At 44.7% G+C, this 19,431-nt stretch carries 19 protein-coding genes; 11 read left to right on the top strand and 8 right to left on the bottom strand.

Translation table 11 applies throughout. The annotated features are described in order from the left end of the window. The first annotated feature begins 60 nt into the window (after positions 1-60). Together AB2J24_RS11560 and AB2J24_RS11555 are read left to right on the top strand one after the other, a co-directional pair. Positions 61-1,437, top strand: a complete 1,377-nt coding sequence (locus AB2J24_RS11560) for a formimidoylglutamate deiminase (protein ID WP_367385583.1) — start codon at positions 61-63, stop codon at positions 1,435-1,437. Beyond that, positions 1,434-2,141 carry a GntR family transcriptional regulator gene (locus tag AB2J24_RS11555; RefSeq protein WP_367385582.1) on the top strand — a complete coding sequence of 236 codons (708 nt, stop codon included), beginning with the start codon at positions 1,434-1,436 and terminating at the stop codon, positions 2,139-2,141. Before AB2J24_RS11560 ends, AB2J24_RS11555 begins: the two co-directional genes overlap by 4 nt. Positions 2,142-2,158: 17 nt before the next feature. Here the strand turns inward: AB2J24_RS11555 and AB2J24_RS11550 are convergent, their stop codons facing one another. After that, the gene (locus tag AB2J24_RS11550) at positions 2,159-2,902 is read right to left on the bottom strand and encodes an aspartate/glutamate racemase family protein (RefSeq protein ID WP_367385581.1); all 744 of its coding nucleotides are present in this window, start codon (positions 2,900-2,902) and stop codon (positions 2,159-2,161) included. Between the two features lie 111 nt (positions 2,903-3,013). On the opposite strand from AB2J24_RS11550, the gene AB2J24_RS11545 reads away from it, so the two are divergent. From AB2J24_RS11545 to AB2J24_RS11535, 3 genes are all read left to right on the top strand, one after another. After that, positions 3,014-3,901 carry a LysR family transcriptional regulator gene (locus AB2J24_RS11545; protein ID WP_367385580.1) on the top strand — a complete coding sequence of 296 codons (888 nt, stop codon included), beginning with the start codon at positions 3,014-3,016 and terminating at the stop codon, positions 3,899-3,901. Between the two features lie 415 nt (positions 3,902-4,316). Further along, positions 4,317-4,754 carry a universal stress protein gene (locus AB2J24_RS11540; protein WP_162653720.1) on the top strand — a complete coding sequence of 146 codons (438 nt, stop codon included), beginning with the start codon at positions 4,317-4,319 and terminating at the stop codon, positions 4,752-4,754. A gap of 18 nt (positions 4,755-4,772) precedes the next feature. Beyond that, a complete protein-coding gene (locus tag AB2J24_RS11535) occupies positions 4,773-6,320 on the top strand; it encodes an alanine/glycine:cation symporter family protein (RefSeq protein ID WP_367385735.1) in 1,548 nt (515 codons plus the stop codon). Positions 6,321-6,485: 165 nt separating this feature from the next. Here AB2J24_RS11535 and AB2J24_RS11530 read toward each other — a convergent pair whose 3' ends face one another. Next, positions 6,486-6,890: a winged helix-turn-helix transcriptional regulator gene (locus AB2J24_RS11530; RefSeq protein WP_367385579.1), complete on the bottom strand. Its 405-nt coding sequence runs from the start codon at positions 6,888-6,890 to the stop codon at positions 6,486-6,488. A gap of 92 nt (positions 6,891-6,982) precedes the next feature. Between AB2J24_RS11530 and AB2J24_RS11525 the strand changes: the two genes are divergently transcribed. From AB2J24_RS11525 to prfB, 6 genes are all read left to right on the top strand, one after another. Next, positions 6,983-7,399 (top strand): 4-oxalocrotonate tautomerase, encoded by a 417-nt coding sequence (locus tag AB2J24_RS11525; RefSeq protein ID WP_367385578.1) that lies wholly within the window; start codon positions 6,983-6,985, stop codon positions 7,397-7,399. A 65-nt stretch (positions 7,400-7,464) separates the two neighbouring features. After that, positions 7,465-7,893: a VOC family protein gene (locus AB2J24_RS11520; RefSeq protein ID WP_367385577.1), complete on the top strand. Its 429-nt coding sequence runs from the start codon at positions 7,465-7,467 to the stop codon at positions 7,891-7,893. 155 nt (positions 7,894-8,048) lie between these two features. After that, positions 8,049-8,453, top strand: coding sequence for a GFA family protein (locus AB2J24_RS11515; protein ID WP_367385576.1), 405 nt, complete (start codon positions 8,049-8,051; stop codon positions 8,451-8,453). A 177-nt stretch (positions 8,454-8,630) separates the two neighbouring features. Beyond that, complete coding sequence (locus AB2J24_RS11510; protein WP_162653723.1) at positions 8,631-9,860, top strand: MFS transporter; 1,230 nt, start codon at positions 8,631-8,633, stop codon at positions 9,858-9,860. A 228-nt stretch (positions 9,861-10,088) separates the two neighbouring features. Then, a complete protein-coding gene (locus AB2J24_RS11505; RefSeq protein WP_162653724.1) occupies positions 10,089-12,551 on the top strand; it encodes a penicillin-binding protein 1A in 2,463 nt (820 codons plus the stop codon). Positions 12,552-12,690: 139 nt separating this feature from the next. Next, a protein-coding gene (gene prfB / locus AB2J24_RS11500) for a peptide chain release factor 2 (protein ID WP_162653725.1) occupies positions 12,691-13,819 on the top strand; the annotation gives its coding sequence in 2 pieces (ribosomal slippage) (positions 12,691-12,759 and positions 12,761-13,819; 1,128 coding nt in all). 75 nt (positions 13,820-13,894) lie between these two features. Here the strand turns inward: prfB and AB2J24_RS11495 are convergent. From AB2J24_RS11495 to AB2J24_RS11470, 6 genes are all read right to left on the bottom strand, one after another. Further along, positions 13,895-14,260, bottom strand: a complete 366-nt coding sequence (locus AB2J24_RS11495; protein ID WP_162653726.1) for a diacylglycerol kinase — start codon at positions 14,258-14,260, stop codon at positions 13,895-13,897. Between the two features lie 22 nt (positions 14,261-14,282). Beyond that, positions 14,283-14,777, bottom strand: a complete 495-nt coding sequence (locus AB2J24_RS11490; protein WP_367385575.1) for a hypothetical protein — start codon at positions 14,775-14,777, stop codon at positions 14,283-14,285. 72 nt (positions 14,778-14,849) lie between these two features. After that, positions 14,850-16,265, bottom strand: a complete 1,416-nt coding sequence (locus AB2J24_RS11485; RefSeq protein WP_367385574.1) for a DEAD/DEAH box helicase — start codon at positions 16,263-16,265, stop codon at positions 14,850-14,852. A 309-nt stretch (positions 16,266-16,574) separates the two neighbouring features. After that, entirely contained in the window at positions 16,575-17,906 is a 1,332-nt protein-coding gene (locus AB2J24_RS11480; protein WP_367385573.1) for a peptidoglycan DD-metalloendopeptidase family protein, read from the bottom strand. Between the two features lie 129 nt (positions 17,907-18,035). Continuing rightward, complete coding sequence (locus AB2J24_RS11475) at positions 18,036-18,872, bottom strand: ferritin-like domain-containing protein (protein WP_162653730.1); 837 nt, start codon at positions 18,870-18,872, stop codon at positions 18,036-18,038. 34 nt (positions 18,873-18,906) lie between these two features. Beyond that, positions 18,907-19,374, bottom strand: a complete 468-nt coding sequence (locus tag AB2J24_RS11470) for a peroxiredoxin (RefSeq protein WP_367385572.1) — start codon at positions 19,372-19,374, stop codon at positions 18,907-18,909. Between the last annotated feature and the right edge of the window lie 57 nt (positions 19,375-19,431).

Below are 19,431 nucleotides of genomic sequence, written 5' to 3'. Positions count from 1 at the left end.
CATTTTTTTATTATGTGCAAACATATAAGAATATACACGAATTGGAGTCAAGAGAACAAAATGCAGAAAATTTGGGCAGAACGTGCACTTACACCGGACGGCTGGCAAACCAATGTTTTGATTGATGTCGATCAAGATGGGAGAATAAAGCAGGTGACGCCCGATTCACCGCTAGATGGTGTAGGGGATGCTGAAAAATATAGTTGCATCCTGGCTGCACCCGCCAATGCCCATTCTCATAGTTTTCAACGAGCAATGGCTGGATTGACCGAGCAACGCGGCGCAAGCAAAAGTGATAGCTTTTGGAGCTGGCGACGCCTCATGTTCCGTTTTTTGGAAGAGATAACACCAGAGCAGGTTCAAGCAATTGCGGCCTATGTACAGATGGAGATGCTGGAAGCAGGATATGCGACAAATGTGGAGTTTCACTACCTTCACCATGCACAAGGCGGCCAACCCTATGGTCAACTTGGCGAAATGGCTATGCGAATTACAGAAGCCGCAAAGCAAACAGGCATCGGTCTATCGCTTTTACCAGTTCATTATCAATATGGTGGATTAAACAAACGCGTTCCCGTGAGTGGTCAGGATCGATTTTGCAACGATTTAGACCGCTTTAGGACATTAGCGTCAGACTGTGCTGGTTTGGTTCGCAATGGCGCAAGTGACTGGTCCAGCGGTGTTGCGCCCCATAGTATGCGTGCTGTTGCGCCTTCGGATCTTAAACAAATGGCCACGTTATTTCCAAATGGCCCCATTCACATGCATCTGGCCGAACAAATTCCAGAAGTTGAGGAGGTTGTCTCAGAGCTAGGCGCGCGTCCAGTTGAGTGGGTTTTGGACCAAATTGGACCAGATGCACGTTGGCATTTTATCCATCTTACGCAGATGTTGCCGCATGAAACCGAGCAATTGGCAAAAACTGGTGCAACGGCTGTCTTATGTCCAATTACTGAATCTAGTCTTGGCGATGGTATTTTCGACGGGCCGCGGTGGTTTGATGTTGGTGGTCGCGTTGCCATTGGGTCTGACAGTAATATACGTATCTCTCTTTGTGAGGAATTGCGCACTCTTGATTATTCTCAAAGGCTTCGGGACAATTCTCGTGCGGCATTGGCAACGTCGGAATTTTCAACCGGGCGCAGGCTTTATGATGCCGTCCTGCAAGGGGGGGCGGCAAGTGCGGGTCGCCAGACTGGAGCATTAAAAGCAGGTTTCTGGGCCGACATGTTAGCGTTCGATATGAAGCATGCGGATCTTTGCGGACTTCATCAGGACAAGCTGATCGATAGTTTTGTCTTTACCGGAGATAACCGGATGATTACAGATGTGTGGAGTGCAGGACGGCATATGGTTTCATCTGGCAGGCATATACATAAAGACGAAATTACCAACGAATATCTACGCGCTGTAAAGGGGTTGAGGGAAGAGTTTTGAACCAGATAAGCATTAATTCCTGGCAGGGTGTTCAAGAGGAAGTTCTTCGCCGCATCAGAAACCGTGTTTGGAAGCCCGGCGCGCAAATCCCCAACGAAATGGATCTTGCTAAAGAATTCGAATGTTCTCGCTCCACCGTCAACCGCGCACTCAGAGAGCTTGCCGAAAATGGATTTCTAGAGCGGAAACGAAAGTCGGGTACACGAGTTGCAAGGCATCCCGTTGCAAAAGCTGTTTTAGATATCCAGATCGTGCGAAATGAAGTAGAGGATCGCGGGTCCGTTTATAGCTATGGAATGTTAGGGCGCGAAATTAAGATGCCGCCAAATGGCGTTACCTTTGCGTTAGAACAATCTCGTGGCGAAGAGATGTTGCATATCGTTGCGCTCCATATGGCTGATGGCGCGCCTTATGCGCTTGAAGATCGCTGGATAAGTCTAAGCACGGTACCAGAAGCTCGAAATGTGGATTTCACCATTCATTCTGCAAATGAATGGCTCTTGGAAAACATCTCGTATGATCGGGCAGCTTTGACAATCTATGCAGGTTCAGCCAGTAAATCCCAACAGGAACATTTGAATATACCGCACAGTTCTCCGCTTATGCATCTAGAAAGACAGACATGGATTGCCAATAAAGCAGTGACTCATGTTATTTTATCTCATATGCCGGGTCATCGTATTGTAAGATCGATAACAAATTAGGTGTTCCGAACCTAGCACTATTGCCTTCTTTTGGCTCCTGAGAATGCGATAATCTCATCTACTAGAATGTCGAGGCCATCAACGATCGAAATGTCCGATTTTATCTGCTTGCTGAGCAATGAAAATTCTGTGCAACCTACCAATATTGCGCAAGCGCCGCGGTTCTTCAGCCGTATAACTTCTTCATCTAGCAAAGCAAGATCATCAGCGCATGGACCGGCCTTCTTAATCCGCTGAATAGACGCTAAGATGGCTGTTGTATTTTCTGGATAAATGGCAGTTAAGCCAACATCCTCAAGCAGCGATTGAAAAAGACCAATTTGTTCTGTGGCAGGAGATGCCAAAATCCCTACTCTTGAGCCTGCGGGAAGTAGCTTTGCAAGATGTGCGCAAGTCAATTTTGGCATGTGAATAAGCGGGATTTCAGAGCTTGCCTCCACCCAATCAGCATAATAGTGCGCTGTATTACAGGGTATAACTAATGCCTCTGCGCCGGCAACTTCAAGCCGTGCTGCCATATCCGCAAGGGTAGGTCCGGGGTTAACCCCGCTTTGTTTAATGAGGTGCTCAATACGAGACGGAACTTGCGGGTTCATGTCTATAATCATCGGAACCTGATCTTTATCATCTTCGGCAAGTGTTGCCCCATGTACACGCTGCATCAATGCAATGGTTGCTTCAACACCCATGCCGCCAAGCATGCCGATGCGGCGCAACTTATCTGACTTTGTATCTTTCATTTGCATTTTATTGAGACGCATGGTGTTCTCCAAAATTTTGTTTTGCTCATATTATCAATTGAAAAATACGTTTCATAATGCGAAATTCCGCATATAATATGCAAAAAATGCAAGTTATGAATGAGGTGAGTTATGCGACTTGAATGGATAGAAGACATATTGGCTGTGCTTGACCATGGCTCACTTGCACACGCTGCGGAAAAAAGGTTTTTGACGCAATCCGCATTCACCCGCCGTATTCGACTTATTGAAAATAGTGTTGGTGCAGTTCTGTTTGATCGCACTCGTAAGCCCGTCACATTAATGCCCGGTGTTGCCGCATTGGAGCCAGAACTACGTGACCTGTGTAGCCGGCTGCAACGTTTGCAAAATACAATGAGAGAAGTATCAAACCCGCATGGTCATACGGTCACAATAGCATGTCAACACGCACTAACAACGCTGCTATCATCAAAACTTGCTGGGGTTCTTCGGCCACAGAAACGAAAAGTACGTGTTCGATCCGGCGATGGTGATGAATGTTTAATGCTTTTACTTTCGGGGGAAGTTGAGTTTGCAATGATGTATGACACGCTTGGTATTCGTAAGGCTGTCGTTCCCAAGGCATTTGAATCCATATCACTTGGAGTGGATACGCTGATACCAGTATGTGCACCATCCATGCGCTCAGCAGCGGAGCAGAATGAAGTTCCAGTCATCAGTTATCCGTCGGATGTGTTCTTGGGGAAGGTGTTTGAACGGGCAATTGTTCCCCAATTGCCATCGGGTGTAACAGTGTCCCCTAAAGCTGAAACATCATTGACACTTGCCATGTTACAATTTGCGATTGACGGTTATGGCGTCGCTTGGTTGCCAAAATCGCTTGTTTTTGATCACATAGATGAACAGCGCCTAATCAGTCTCAGCTCAGTTTTGCCTGAACAGGAGTTGGGGATCAAAATGTTCAGTCTTACCGATGCTCGCAATGAACAACATAATTCCGTATGGTTGGATTTGTCAGAAATCTCTCATCATAACTAAGATCACCATTCAAAAATTAATTAAAGATTGATAATCTGTATGGGTTTAATATGCCATATGCTGACAAGTTTCCCCAATCCAGACAGCAAGTTTTATGTTCTTAGTTATTCCAATTTATGAGTGTTTAAAAATACACTTTTTGAGTGTTATCCAGAATATACATCTCGATTTTTCCTTGTTTTCTTTCTGGGCTATCCAACTCTTAACGTGCATATATCAGGCAATATAGCTTAAAAAGTTATAAAATTCAGTCTACTATTTAGCTTAACCTTTTTAAAAAAGGTAATTTTCCTTTTCCATTTAGTGTACCATCACACGTGGGAGTTTTCGTCTATATGCCGGATTCTACCCAATGAACTGATGGATGAGTGTCCGTGAGTTCATATAAAAGGGGACAAAAACAGGAGAAGATATGATGTCTACTAAATTAGTAGTCGGCCTTGACGGACATGGTTCGGGCGAGCGGGCGCTTGCTTATGCCAAAAAACTGGCCGAACTCATTGGCAGCTGTGAAGTGCTGGTCGTTTATGTGGTGGAATGGTCACCATTTTCATTCCAAACCGCAGAAGAAAACGCCGAACGTCATAAACGCAGGGAACAAGAAATTTCCTTGGCTATGGAGCGGGTTGTTGATCCTGCCGTTGCTCAGCTTCGCGACAGCGGTTTAACCGTACGTGGTTTGGTGAAGCATGGTGATGTTGCAGAGACGTTGAGTCGTATTTCTGATGAAGAAAATGCGGAACAAATCATCGTCGCGCGTTCATCTGAAGGGGGGATATCCAACCGTATTTTTGGCAGTTCCACTTCTAACCTGGTTATGAGCGCATCCGTGCCTGTAACCGTCGTAAACTAGGGGGCAGCCAAAATGAAAATGCTTAAAACAATCTCTTTAGCAATAATCACCTTTTTATCTGTTGTCTTGCCGACTTATGCGCAAGAAGCAATGACACTTGATCAAAAAGTAAATGAGGTATTTGCAACTGTAACCGGACCATTTGTAAGTCTGATCTTTGCACCCATTCCGGGGACATCATTCCCCTGGATCGTAATGTGGCTCGTCATAGCTGCGACCGTGTTTACGCTGTATTTCGGGTTTGTTCAGTTCCGTTACTTCAAACATGCGGTCAGCCTTGTTAAGGGTGATTATTCAGACCCAAATGATGCCGGTGAAGTTAGCCATTTCCAAGCTTTAGCAACAGCGCTTTCCGGTACGGTTGGTCTGGGTAACATTGCAGGTGTTGCCGTTGCTGTCGGCATCGGTGGACCCGGTGCAACCTTTTGGATGATCTTGGCTGGCCTTTTAGGTATGGCATCAAAGTTTACCGAATGTACGCTGGGTGTAAAATATAGGAATGAATATGCAGATGGCACCGTTTCCGGTGGCCCGATGTACTATATTTCCAAAGGTTTCAAAGAACTTGGTTTACCAGGTGGTAGATTTCTTGCGGTTCTATTCTCTGTTTTCTGTATCTTGGGTGCACTTGGCGGTGGTAATATGTTCCAGGCCAATCAGGCGCATGCGCAAATTAGCGGAATTGTTGGAGATTATCCGGGTTGGATCACGGGCATTATTTTTGCCGGTGTTGTTTTTGCCGTCATCGTCGGTGGCATCAAGTCAATCGCCAGTGTTACCGAAAAAGTCGTGCCTTTCATGGGTATTCTTTATGTTGGTGCAGCGCTTATAATCCTTCTTGTCAATTATGACAAAATTGGTTGGGCCTTTAGTCAAATCTTCGCTGGTGCATTCACTGGTTTAGGTGTTGCAGGTGGCTTTGTTGGCGCTCTTATTCAGGGTTTCAAACGAGCAGCCTTCTCCAACGAAGCTGGAGTGGGATCTGCAGCGATTGCGCACTCGGCGGTGAAAACCAATGAGCCTATTACTGAGGGGTTTGTGTCACTACTCGAGCCGCTAATCGATACAGTTGTTATTTGTACTATGACGGCGTTGGTTATCACAATCTCCGGTCAGTTGGTTATGGATGCCGAAACCGGAAACTTTGTGCTGAATGAGGCAGGTAATGCTATTCAGACGGTAGGTGGTACATCAGGCGTTGCTCTCACATCTGCAGCCTTCGGAGCATCAATCTCATGGTTCCCGTTTTTGCTTGCTATAGCCGTCGTATTGTTTGCATTTTCGACTATGATTTCATGGTCGTATTACGGCTTGAAAAGCTGGACATACCTCTTTGGAGAAGGAAAAAGATCTGAACTTACGTTTAAATCAATCTTCTGTATCTTCATTGTGATTGGTGCGGCAGCTAGCTTGGGCCCGGTTATCGATTTCTCTGATGCCGCGATCTTTGCAATGGCAGTTGTGAACATCTTTGCCTTGTACTTCCTGATTGGTTTGGTGAGAAAAGAGCTCGCTTCCTATAGCTCACGATTGGCATCTGGCGAGATCAAAAAATTCAATTCATAACAAGATGATATGATTTGAATTTGCTTTTGATGAGGGGCGGCATAATTGCCGCCCTTTTACATGTTTATTATGAAAAACGTGCACCTAGATGCACTAAAGTGACGTAACAATGTTCCGAGCATGATTTGGGTAGTGCATTAACTAGCGCGGGTTCTCACCCTAGTTTTATTTCCCGCGAAGCTCCATTTCGAACTGGCGTTTATCTTCCAGAACCTTCGCTAGGACCTCTTTGCTGGCATTTTCACGCGTATCATGTTTGCCGCTCCAAATAACCATTTCGATGACGAGCGGAGCTAGGTCGTGACCTTTTTCAGTCAACTCATATACAAAACTACGTCGATTGTTAGGATCTCTTGATTTATCAAGAATTCCAAGGTTGGTTAGCTTCTTCAATCTATCATTGAGAATATTCGATGCGATGCCTTCTTCAGCTTCCAGAAAGTCGCTGTAAGTCTTGTTACCCCTAATCATGATATCCCGAATGACCAGTAAGCTCCAGCGGTCACCGATAATATCCAATCCGTAAGCGATAGGGCATCCAGATGATCTTATTTGTTCATTTTTGCTCATGAATTGAAATATATATTTTTTACTTGCAAAATGCAATACGTAAGCTTAATTATCACGTATTGCATTTTGCAAGTTAATAATAGGAGATAAAAATGCCACTCACTCTAAGTTATTCAGAATCTGTTCTGGATAAAAGTTTAATTCAAGAAATTGGAAAAAAGATCACGGACGCGTTCCTTAAATGGCATGACCTTACGGGTAATAGCGTGATGACACCAAACATCACAATGCATATCCAAGAATACGGCGATGGCTTGACACTTGCGGGAGGTGTTTCTGTTCCGGGAATATGGTTGGAATGTTTAACACCGTCATTTGCGCTGGCTGATAGGTCAATACAACAAGGCTTCTTCGCTGAGGCGACCGACATTTTAGAACAATACAGTCAGGGTCGAGTTGAACGTCGGCAAATCTACACCAACCTAGTGCATACAGTAGATGGGTCATGGAATTTAGACGGTCGAGCCATGACGAATGCGGAATTAGAAGAGGCAATTTCGCAGGGCTAATGCCAATTTATGAACGTGTTCAGCCCAACTGTTGGAACAATTTCCAACAGTTGGAGCCTTGACTAATGGAGATATGTACATGGACAAGACCAAGTAGGATATTGCACACCATGTTACGTGTGAGTGATCTTGATCGTTCAATTGATTTTTACTGCCAAATTCTTGGGATGGAGGAGGTCCGGCGAGAAAGCTTTAGTGACAGTAGATTTACTCTGGTGTTTATCGGATATCAAAGCGAGCAGGAAGCTAGTGTTATCGAGTTGACCTATAATTGGGACGAAGGATCTTTTGTACGTGGAAACCAGTTTGGGCATATAGCCCTTGAAGTGGATAGTTTTGAAGAAATAAACGAACTGTTTTCTGAATGCGGTATTTCCTACCTTAGGGAACCTGGCCCAATGAAATCTAAAAATGACGCTGGCGATCATCCGGAAACTATTGCTTTTATTGAAGATCCTGACGGCAATATACTTGAATTAATTGAGAAAAAATGAGGTGAAGCATAAGATACAGCATGTGATCAACCACCCAATGCATTTTTTGTAAATTTCACCGTTGTTTTAACATTGGAGAGAAAGAATATTGACAAGAGGGAGTAATTTGTTCATGTTGTGTTCTTTATTGTCACATCCAAAAAGTGAAATATAATATGATCAGGGGAAGTTGTCTGTGCGGGAATATTAAGTTTCAAATTTCTGGCGAACCATATTCGCTCAGTTATTGCCACTGTTCAAGATGCCGCAAAGCTGCTGGCGTGTTCTCCGCAGTGCTGATTGGCAAGTCCGATGATCTTGTCATCACGGATGGGCAAGATGAAATTGGTAAATTCAAAGGTGGGCCAGATGCCAAATTTGAGCGGTGTTTTTGTAAGGAATGCGGCACATCATTGGGTGATATGAATTCTGGAGATATATATGTGGTCGCAGCTTCCGCTCTGGATGATGATCCCAAGATACGCCCTTCACTTCACATCCACACAGCTTCAAAACCAGACTGGTATGAAATCGATGATGATTTAAAGAAATTTTCTGGAGACTATGTGTCTGAGGATTAAGTTTCGATGATTTTCGTATCGTTCACACAAATACTTTAATGAAATTAATAACTTGAAGAGGGTCGTCGATTAGCTGCTAAAAGGTGTTTGTTTTATCGGTAATCAGGAATAGAATAGTTAATCAGGTGTTTTCTAAGACATTTGTCGAAGAAAGAAATAAAGGTCCCAAAATTGTTCATGAAATCTGAAGTTTCGCTGAAACAAGCGCAGGCTTTCCCATTGTATAAACGACCGGAAGCTATGCTGGTTCTCATGGCATTTGCCACGATGATGACATTTTCAACGTGGATGGCCGTTGCTGCCAATTTTGTAATTGAGGTCGTTAAATTTGACGGATCAGACAATGGTTGGATGCACACAGTGCGAGAAATTCCGGGTTTTCTGGCGTTTCTGGCGATTTTCATCTATGCGCTCATTCGTGAACAATCCTTTGGCATTATGTCGCTGTTTCTTCTTGGATTAGGCTCGGCGTTGACCGCAGAATTCCCAACGCAGCAGGGCGTTTTGGTTATTACATTCGTTTCATCTTTAGGGTTTCATTATTATCAAACCGTGGCGCAAAGCCTGCAATTGCAATGGCTGGCAAAAGAAAAAGCGCCGCAAGTACTTGGCTGGATTGTATCCGCAGGGGCCTTTGGTGCACTCATCTCCTATGCTGCTATTATAGGTCTTTGGGAGCTGTTTGATCTGGACTATAGAACTGTCTATTGGGCCTCTGGCAGTGTATCAATGATTATTGCGCTTTATTGCTGGTTTGCATTTCCCAATTTTCGACCAGACACCGTTCAAAGTAGGAAGGTTGTGCTTAAGAAGCGTTACTGGCTTTATTATGCGCTGGTCTTTATGGGCGGTGCGCGGCGGCAAATCTTCGTGGTTTTCGCCGCTTTCATGATGGTCGAATTGTATGGTTTTCAACTCCACCATATTGCTGGCCTTATGTTGATCAACCACCTGACGACGATGATCGCAAGTCCGTTAGTGGGCAAAATGATTGCCAGAATGGGCGAGCGTTTTTCTCTTATTGTTGAGTATATAGGTCTTTTAGGTGTTTTCTTGCTGTATGCAGGTGTTTACTGGTTTAGCTGGCCATGGGAAGTGGCAGCGGTGCTTTACATTATCGATCATATATTATTTGCCATGGCATTTGCGCAAAAAACCTATTTCCAGAAGATTGCAAGCCCGGAAGATCAAGCTGCAACGGCAGCCGTTGCATTTACGATCAATCACATCGCTGCGGTTTTCTTACCTGCCGCCCTTGGGTATCTTTGGCTGTATGACCCGTCCATGGTTTATACGCTTGCCGCATTAATGGCGTGTGTGTCTTTGGTCTTGGCAACTTTAGTCCCTCGTTTCCCAACAGATGGACATGAAACGATTTTCAAAAGACTGATACCAAGTCAAGCCTGATCACATTGTGAAACTTTGCCCGGTGGATTAATGTGCAGACTAGCTTTTCTGCTTGAAAAACACGAATCGTGCTATAAAAGGAGCCAGACGTAATGGTTCGCGTAACTGACGATATGTATTTTCGTCGCCAGAGCCTAATTTTGTACACAATCTTGGCATAAATTTTCTCCACCTTGGGGATTTCATAATGACTGACCACTGCGGCATATAAGGGTTAAATAGAATCAAATGATGCGTCTTATCGGCTATTTTTTTGGCATCGGAACAATCTTTTTCTTCATCATTGCAGCTGCCGTTGCCTGGTATGTATCTGATGTAACCAAAGATCTTCCTGATTTCGAAGTTTTGAACTCCTACGCACCTCCTGTGACAACACGGGTTCACTCATCAACAGGTGAGCTGATGGCAGAATATGCCCGTGAACGACGCCTTTACCTGCCCATTCAGGCCGTTCCAGATCGTGTGAAAGCTGCTTTTATTTCCGCAGAAGATAAGAATTTCTACTCTCACGGTGGTATGGATTGGCAAGGTTTTGCGCGTGCTATTGTTACCAATGTTGAAAATTACGGCAAAGGTCGCCGTTTGGTTGGCGCGTCGACAATTACGCAACAAGTGGCCAAAAACTTCCTTCTGACTTCTGATCAAACAATTGACCGAAAAATCAAGGAAGCCATTCTCTCATTCCGCATTGAAGAAGCCTATAGTAAAGATCGCATTTTGGAGCTTTACCTCAATGAGATATTCTTTGGTCTAGGCTCTTACGGCATTGCTGGCGCTGCGCTGACTTACTATGATAAATCAGTCAATGAGTTGGAATTGCACGAAATTGCTTATTTGGCTGCCTTGCCAAAGGGGCCTTCCAATTACCATCCTTATCGTAAAACCGAGGCAGCTATTGAGCGGCGTAATTATGTTATCGATCGGATGATGGACAATGGTTATGTTTCTTTTGAAGAGGCAAAAAAAGCAAAAGAGAAAAAACTGGATGTAAACCCGCGTCCGCGCGGCAATTACCTGTTTGCATCTGAATATTTTTCGGAAGAGGTCCGCCGACGTTTAATTGGTAGGTTTGGTGATGAAGCGCTGTATGAAAGTGGTTTATCCGTTCGCACAACGCTTGATCCCAAAATACAAGCTGCAGCCCGCAATGCGCTTCAAAATGGCCTCATGCGATTTGACCAGCAACGTGGTTATCGCGGTGCTATTCAGCAGGTTGATGTTAATCTTGATTGGGGTGAGGCTTTATCGAAGATAGATAGATTGTCTGACTTGCCGAGTTGGAATTTAGCTGTTGTCTTGGCCGCATCGGATGAGGATGCAGAACTGGGCCTTAACCCGGGCAAGAATGTTGCAGGCAATGTGAAAAAAGCGCGCGAGCAAATTTCCATTTCGGGTAGCACGATGAAATGGGCATTTACAATTTCCGAAGATGGAAAACGTCGCAAAGTTAAGAAGGTTAGTGATATTCTTCTTCCTGGAGATGTCGTCTACGTTCAGAAAACAGAAAACAAAGATGGAGAAGAGTATTGGCGTCTTCGCCAGTTGCCAGAAATTCAGGGCGGCCTAGTTGCTATGGATCCTCATACAGGTCGAGTTTTGGCCATGGTTGGTGGTTTCTCCTATGCGCAAAGTGAATTTAACCGCGCCACGCAAGCAATGCGTCAGCCAGGCTCTTCATTTAAGCCTTTTGTATATGCGGCAGCACTAGATAATGGATATACACCGGCCTCTGTGGTTTTAGATGCCCCAATTGAGCTTGTTTCCGGTGGTAAGGTTTGGAGACCTAAGAACTATGGTGGCGGTTCGGCTGGCCCATCAACTTTGCGTCTTGGAATTGAGAAATCCCGTAACCTGATGACGGTACGTCTTGCCAATGACATGGGCATGCCCCTTGTTGCAGAATATTCGGAACGTTTTGGTCTATATGACGAATTGTACCCTGTTTTAGCGGCTTCTCTTGGTTCTGCGGAAACTACAGTTATGCGCATGGTGTCAGCTTATTCAGTGTTGGCAAATGGTGGTAAGCAGATCACGCCATCATTGATTGACCGTATTCAAGATCGCTATGGACGCACAATTTTCCGCCACGAGCAGCGCGTTTGTGAAGCTTGTTCTGCTACGGCATGGCTTTCACAGGAAGAGCCGGAAATCACAGATACGCGTGAACAGGTTCTAGATCCAATGACTGCCTATCAAATTACGTCCATGATGGAAGGCGTTGTCAGACGCGGAACTGCGGCAGGTAAAATCAAGCTTAACCAGCCAACAGCGGGTAAAACCGGAACCACAAATGACGAGCGCGATGCCTGGTTCGTGGGCTATACACCTGATCTCGTTGCTGGCGTTTACATTGGTTATGATACGCCAAGACCAATGGGGCGCGGGTCAACAGGTGGTGGCTTAGCTGCACCAGTTTTCAATGAGTTTATGAAAACGGCTCTTAAAGATGCGCATCCTGTCGAGTTTCGTATTCCACAGGGGATGAAGTTCATTCCAATTAACCGCAAAACAGGTATGGAGGCATTTGAGGGCGAGCAAGACGTAATCTTGGAAGCATTTAAGCCTGGTACCGGTCCTGCAGATATTTTCTCTGTAATTGGCATGGAAGATTTTGCGACAGGCGATGAAATTTTGGAAGTATCGCCACAAGCTAATAGAGCCGTTGGTTCCGGGACGGGTGGTCTCTACTAGGCGTCTGCGCTTATCTCAATATGGTTGAAACCAAAGCTTTACATTCATTCGGTTGATGACTAAGTTCCGCGCTGAAGCTCGGGACTAACATCGGGCAACATTCATTTTCTATAGATAATCCAATACGAATAGATAAAAAATGCGCGCAGAAATACAAGCACTTGCCGATGACATTGAGCAGACAATCGGGCTGCTAAGGAGGCATCTTTGACTGGGATCAAGCCATTAAGAGATTCGGCTATCTAAACAACAAAGCCGAAGATCCAACATTATGGGATGATCCAACTGAAGCGCAAAAACTCATGCGAGAGCGTCAGTTCTTGGAAGAGTCTATCAATGGACTGAATAATCTGGAATCTCAACTTTCTGATAATGTTGAGTTGATAGAGATGGGCGAAGAAGAGGGCGATAGTGATATCGTTACCGAGGCCGAGGATGCTCTTCGCGCATTACAGGCTGATGCCGCCAAACAACAGCTGCAATCTCTGCTCTCCGGCGAAGCGGATGCAAATGACGCCTATTTGGAAGTTCATTCCGGCGCTGGTGGAACGGAAAGTCAGGACTGGGCAAATATGTTGTTGCGCATGTATACACGTTGGGCCGAGCGCAGCGGCATGAAAGTGGAACTCATGGAGATCCATGATGGTGAAGAGGCGGGTATTAAATCTGCCACATTACACATCAAAGGCCACAATGCGTATGGTTGGTTGAAAACAGAATCAGGTGTGCATCGCCTTGTACGTATTTCACCGTTTGATAGTAATGCGCGTCGGCACACGTCATTTTCCAGTATTTGGGTGTATCCCGTTATTGATGATTCAATCAATATCGAAATCGCAGAGAGTGATTGCCGTATCGATACATATCGCGCATCGGGCGCGGGCGGTCAGCACATTAATACGACTGATTCCGCAGTTCGGATTACCCACCAACCTACAGGCATAGTGGTACAGTGTCAGCAAGAGCGTTCACAACATAAAAACAAGGCAAAAGCTTGGGATATGTTGCGAGCTCGGCTTTATGAGAACGAGCTTAAAAAGCGTGAAGATGCTGCAAACGCCGAGGCTGAGTCAAAATCCGAAATTGGTTGGGGGCACCAAATTCGCTCTTATGTTTTGCAGCCATATCAGCTCGTCAAAGATCTTCGAACTGCGTATGAAAGCACGTCTCCAAATGACGTGTTGGATGGAAAGCTTGACGGCTTTATGGAAGCAACACTTGCGCATCGTGCCTTTGGCGGCAATGTCAGTGTCGAAGATATCGATTAAATTCAATGCTTTAAATGAGTTATATGAATCAATTTGATAGGTGCAGATGCTTAAAGTGGCAACACAATTCAGGCTCTAGAATACACTCAGTGTGCTCCCCAAGACATATATCCAATAGATTACGATACCGCAGATCAGTAGAAAAACTGCGCTGGAACCTAGATCTTTTGTCCGTTTTGCAAAATCGGAAATTTCGGGTGAAATCCTATCGACAATATTTTCTATTGCCGTGTTAAGGGCTTCGACTGCGATAACCATAAGCAGTAATATGGACATGGTGACAAAGTGAATGGCGCTTGCGCCAACAAGAGTAAAAGAAATCAGCACCAGAAGAGATAGGATGAGTTCTTGCCTAAGGGCAGGCTCTTTCATAAGCACCAGAAGGCCATCAATTGAATAGCCTATTGCTGAAAATATGCGCTTTAGTCCCGTATGTTTCACGATCAGCAATCTCTACCTCGGTCTAGTTTGAAGCCTGTTCAATAAAAATATCATCTAAATCATCAACATAGATAGAATAGGTCGTAGGTTCGACAATGCTTGGATCGGTTTTTAGATAGACATATGCAGCAAAGCCTGCATTTGAACTGCTGCCTGTAGAGCTTTCAGGGCGCATGTCCGTGATATAGGCATTCATTGCAGATACTTCTTCCAGTTCAAGTGTGAGAACCTCTTCAGGTCCCTGATCCGTATTTGCAATTTTTTGAAGGAACAAAGCACTTGTATTATCTTGTTGGCGAAATGCTGACAGGCGGTAATAGCCTTTGCGTGTCGTGGCGGTGCCGTCTACTTCAAGCTCTTCAGCCCAAGAGCCTCCGCTAATGGTAAAAAGAAGTCGAGTTGGGAGTGCAAGCGCTTCCTCTAGTGTTTGTGCGCTCAGCGTCTGTATATTGAGCGACAATATGCTGGTGCTAAAAGCAATGCTGAGTACGAGGGTTATAATAAATTTTTTAAACATGCGACTACATTCTCCAAAATCAGTAATCTGATGTCAGAATCAATAGCACAATTTCGTGTCAAAAATGAGCTTTTAACTCGCTTTTGCGCTGATCAACATGAATGCTGGGATTTCATCACCAAAACCTACAGGGGTTGGCCCATCATCTCTGTCATTTTTTCGGCGGTTATTGTTGCGTGGTTTTTTTACATTGTCGTTGCGGTTGTTGCCAACACTGCTAACCACGTTTTCTGAGGTTGTATCCAGTGTGTTATTTGATCGTACTGGCGCTGCCGCTTCATTAGCATCTTGCTTTTTTGGCTTGCGAGTGCGCTTCGCAGGTTTGGCTTTAGCGTCCACCGGCGCGCTATTTTTTGTGTCGCCAGCAAGTTCAAAGTATTCAATCTTAGTGTTGATAAGTGCCTCGATAGCATCGATATATTTTTTGTCAGACTTACCGATCATTGTAAAAGCGGCTCCCTCGCGACCAGCACGACCCGTGCGGCCAATGCGGTGTACATAATCTTCTGCATGCGTAGGCGCATCATAGTTGAATACATGGCTTACTGCGGGGATATCAAGCCCACGTGCAGCGACGTCGGAGGCAACCAAGAACTTGATTTCATTGTCCTTAAAGCCTTGCAATGTCGTCATACGCGAACGTTGATCCATGTCACCATGAAGTGCGCCAACCGAAAACCCATGACGCTCTAACGATCTGTGGAGGTCAGCAACGCTTTTCTTTCGGTTACAAAAGATTATACCATTTTGCACATCTTCTTGAGTGCGGATTAATTCGCGTAGAGTCTCGCGCTTTTCATAGTCTTTAGATTTACACTTCACCAAATGCTGGGTTACTGTCGCTGCAGTAGAAGATGGTGGCGCGACTTCGATACGTGTTGGGTTCTGCAAGAACTGATCCGCTAATGTTTGAATTACTGGCGGCATAGTTGCGGAGAAAAACAATGTTTGGCGTGTAAACGGAATAAGTTTTGCAATTCGCTCAATGTCAGGAATAAAGCCCATATCCAGCATGCGGTCAGCTTCATCGATCACAAGCAATTCTACACCTGTCATCAAAAGCTTGCCGCGTTCACAATGATCGAGCAATCGGCCAGGTGTCGCAATCAACACATCCGCGCCACGCTCAAGTTTACGATCTTGCTCGGCAAATGAGACGCCGCCAATAAGAAGCGCAACATTGAGGCGTAAATTTTTGCCATACTTGTCGAAATTTTCGGCGACTTGTGCCGCCAACTCACGAGTTGGTTCCAAGATCAAGGTGCGCGGCATACGCGCTCTAGCTCGGCCTTTTTCAAGAAGCGTTAGCATTGGTAAAACAAATGAGGCTGTCTTACCCGTACCAGTTTGAGCTATCCCCAAAACATCTTTACGCTGCAATGCTGGTGGAATTGCTCCCGCCTGAATTGGTGTTGGGGTTGTATAACCAGCATCTTCAACTGCTGTTAGTACTTTAGTGCTAAGTCCGAGATCTGAAAAAGTTGTCAAATGCAGCTAGCTTCCGTTTTTAAAGTTTAAATTAACGTTTTATGCCACTTAATTTTACCGTGGCGTAGTAGCTAACAGCTCTAAAGTCAAGAAATTGCAGGCGCTTTGCGCAATGTTTTTGCTCCATTGTGGCAATGATATGACATTAGCCCCAGAGTAAGGTTTTTGATAATGGCGGAATGAAAGTGAATTTAGTTGGAGTTCACGTGAGAAATCGTACCATTTAGTGCGTTAACTAATTGAATTAATTGATTTAAATCAGAAATCAGTTTATACAATTTTACTCAATTTTAAATCAAATCGATTTATTTACGATGATTTCAAGATAGGGCGTAACTTTGAGCCCGCATTAAGGTACTTTAATGGATTAATTGCTTTGCCATTTTCCCGAATCTCATAATGCAGGTGAGGACCAGTTGATCGACCTGTGCTGCCTACTTTTCCAATGATCGTATGAATTGAGACCATTTGGCCATGGTTAACTAGAATGCGTGATAGATGGGCATAGCGCGTTGTTGTGCCATTTCCATGATCGACTACAACCATCTTCCCGTAGCCGCCTTGCCATCCGGCTTTTATCACACGTCCATTTGCTGTTGGTTTAACAGATGTGCCGGTGCGCGCTTTGAAATCAATGCCAGCATGAAAGGCGTAGCGCCGAAGAAATGGATCGCGACGATTACCGAATTTGCTTGATATTTTTGAACCAATAACCGGATGTTTCAGTGGTAGGTTTTCAATATGGGTGAGGACCTGATCATAATGGCGGAGTGCTAAATCCAGACCACGTAGAGAATAATTAAATGTGTCACTTTCACTCTGAGGTACAAACGGTCCGCCGATGGCACTTTCATCGTCCGCATCAATTTTTGGTGCAGGCAGTTTGGATCCTTTAAGTATCTGCGTGATTTGTGCGGTTCTGGTAGCGGTGTTTTCCGCTAAGGCTTGAATGCGAGCTATTTGTTCGTGTTCGATATTTTGTAATGATAATGCAACATTGCCAAATAGATTATCCGAACTGGTTTTTACGAATGTTTGAGTAGGTGATATTGAGTTGGTAATTTGTTGGACCGGAGCAAAAGCGCTTACAGCTGAAATAGATGCTGTATCAAATGAAGATATCTTTGGTTTTTTATTGCTTGAGACATGGTCCTGCAGAACATTGCGATTAAGAGATGCGCTCTTAGCCCGTTTTAATGGGTTAATCATCGGAATGGGGATTTGTTGTGGTTCTACGTCAATAATTCCTGCGCGATCCAAGATAGGCGATAGTTGCCCATGTCGATCAGATAGGGTCGTCTGACGTTGCATCAATTCTGCAACTTTATCTTGAACCAGCTGTTGGTTCAGGAGCTGTTTGCTGGTTACGCGATCAAGCTCGGAGCGGAGTTGCGAAATACGGTCTTCATATGAATGTTGCATACGCGCTTGACGGGCCATGGAGCTGCCCACCAAGTCATCGCGAACAACCAGATAAGTTGTTGCAAGCAAGTGGCCAATCACCATAACCGCGACAAAGCTAACTGCAATACCCAAAATCCATGGCTTGATCACCATATGACGAACTTTATCATCATTTGCGAGGATCAACACATGTTTGGACTTTTTTTGACCGAAAACTGATTTGCCCTTGTTATGCAATCTAACTCCACCATTTATGAGAATCTTTTGGTAGGGTCATTAAGCCTTATTATGGTTAACAAATTATTTTTTCAGGGCTCATCATCATCACAATATGAGAATTTTTCCAAGTTTAACAGTACGGGCAGGTCAAGATCTACTTTGAGGGGAAAGAGTGCGGTAGAAAGAAGGAGTCATTCCAGCCTCAGCTCTTGCGAGTTCATTGAAGGGGGCTTTAAATTTTCCGCGGAAATTTGCCTGAACCAAAGTTTTGAATGTCGCACTTGGGTCTTTCTTCTCTCGTGAACATAAAAACCTAAACCATTTGGCGCCCACCGCTACATGCTTTTTTTCATCCTCATAGATAATATCCAGAATGCGAGCACTCTCATGATCCCCGGTTTGACGCATTTTGGCCTGTAGTGCAGGTGTTACATCCAACCCACGTGCCTCAAGAACCAGCGGAACAACTGCCAATCGCGCTGTCAAATCATTGCGTGTATCGTGGGCGGCTTCCCATAGGCCATCATGAGCAGACAAATCACCATAATCTGCGCCCATTTCGCGTAATCTATCGCGTATCAGTTTAAAATGTTTGGCCTCTTCGAACGCTACTTGCATCCAATTATCATAAAAAGATCTCGGCATGGGCTTAGATGCGAATCGAGCAACAATGTCGAGCGCAAGGTCTGTTGCATTAAGTTCGATATGCGCAATAGCATGCATGAGAGCTATACGACCTTCTACGGTACTGATAGCCCGACGGCCAACTTGCATGGGAGGGACGAGCTCAGGTTTTTCAGGTCGTCCGGGTCGCAGGACGTTTTTCTTGTCTAGCGGCGATTTCAAGGAAAGCGTGCCACTAAACCATTTGGTGGCGGCGGTTTGTGCAAGTAACATCTTCTCTTCAAGATCAGGTGAAGAAATGGCACGATTTGCACCATCTCTGAGAGAATGAAATAATGGAGCTGTAGCTTGATTATTCATGATCCGTCACCTTAAAATGCTCCTGTAGGAAGGGCTAAAGCTCTTGTGCTGCTTTTAAAACGTCTTCCACATGTCCTGGAACTTTTACTTTGCGCCAAAGTTTTTGAACTTTTCCATCCTGATCGATCAAAAATGTTGAACGTTCAACGCCCATATATTTCTTGCCGTACATGCTTTTTTCTTTCCAAACATTATATGCGTCAAGTGTTGTCTTCTCCTCATCAGACGCAAGAATAATGCCGAGTTCATGCTTGGCGATAAACTTGTCATGCTTCTTCACCGGATCAGGAGACATGCCAATAACAACGGTGTTTGCTGCTTCAAAGTCAGCTACGTGTTCTGTGAACTCTATGGCTTCTTTAGTGCAGCCACTGGTGTCATCTTTTGGATAGAAGAATAGTGCTACTTTCTTGCCTTTGAAATCGGAAAGATTCACAGTTTTGCCACCATCTCTTGGTAAATTAAAACTTGGGGCTGTCATATTTTCTATGATTTCGCTCATTGGTGGATCCTCTGTCCATATTAGTGGTTCATTGATAATATTATTGGAGTTTCAAGC

Source organism: Lentilitoribacter sp. EG35, from assembly GCF_040784015.1.
GTDB lineage: Bacteria > Pseudomonadota > Alphaproteobacteria > Rhizobiales > Rhizobiaceae > Lentilitoribacter.
This window is presented reverse-complemented; position numbering and strand designations above follow the sequence as displayed.

Excerpts from the sequence above, each read along its gene's own strand:
- AB2J24_RS11515 (WP_367385576.1), top strand. The coding sequence starts at position 8,049 with ATGATCAGGGGAAGTTGTCTGTGCGGGAATATTAAGTTTCAAATTTCT.
- AB2J24_RS11510 (WP_162653723.1), top strand. The coding sequence starts at position 8,631 with ATGAAATCTGAAGTTTCGCTGAAACAAGCGCAGGCTTTCCCATTGTAT.
- AB2J24_RS11525 (WP_367385578.1), top strand. The coding sequence starts at position 6,983 with ATGCCACTCACTCTAAGTTATTCAGAATCTGTTCTGGATAAAAGTTTA.
- AB2J24_RS11545 (WP_367385580.1), top strand. The coding sequence starts at position 3,014 with ATGCGACTTGAATGGATAGAAGACATATTGGCTGTGCTTGACCATGGC.
- AB2J24_RS11535 (WP_367385735.1), top strand. The coding sequence starts at position 4,773 with ATGCTTAAAACAATCTCTTTAGCAATAATCACCTTTTTATCTGTTGTC.
- AB2J24_RS11530 (WP_367385579.1), bottom strand. The coding sequence starts at position 6,890 with ATGAGCAAAAATGAACAAATAAGATCATCTGGATGCCCTATCGCTTAC.
- AB2J24_RS11540 (WP_162653720.1), top strand. The coding sequence starts at position 4,317 with ATGTCTACTAAATTAGTAGTCGGCCTTGACGGACATGGTTCGGGCGAG.
- AB2J24_RS11470 (WP_367385572.1), bottom strand. The coding sequence starts at position 19,374 with ATGAGCGAAATCATAGAAAATATGACAGCCCCAAGTTTTAATTTACCA.
- AB2J24_RS11550 (WP_367385581.1), bottom strand. The coding sequence starts at position 2,902 with ATGCGTCTCAATAAAATGCAAATGAAAGATACAAAGTCAGATAAGTTG.
- AB2J24_RS11490 (WP_367385575.1), bottom strand. The coding sequence starts at position 14,777 with ATGTTTAAAAAATTTATTATAACCCTCGTACTCAGCATTGCTTTTAGC.
- AB2J24_RS11505 (WP_162653724.1), top strand. The coding sequence starts at position 10,089 with ATGATGCGTCTTATCGGCTATTTTTTTGGCATCGGAACAATCTTTTTC.
- AB2J24_RS11560 (WP_367385583.1), top strand. The coding sequence starts at position 61 with ATGCAGAAAATTTGGGCAGAACGTGCACTTACACCGGACGGCTGGCAA.
- AB2J24_RS11475 (WP_162653730.1), bottom strand. The coding sequence starts at position 18,872 with ATGAATAATCAAGCTACAGCTCCATTATTTCATTCTCTCAGAGATGGT.
- AB2J24_RS11520 (WP_367385577.1), top strand. The coding sequence starts at position 7,465 with ATGGAGATATGTACATGGACAAGACCAAGTAGGATATTGCACACCATG.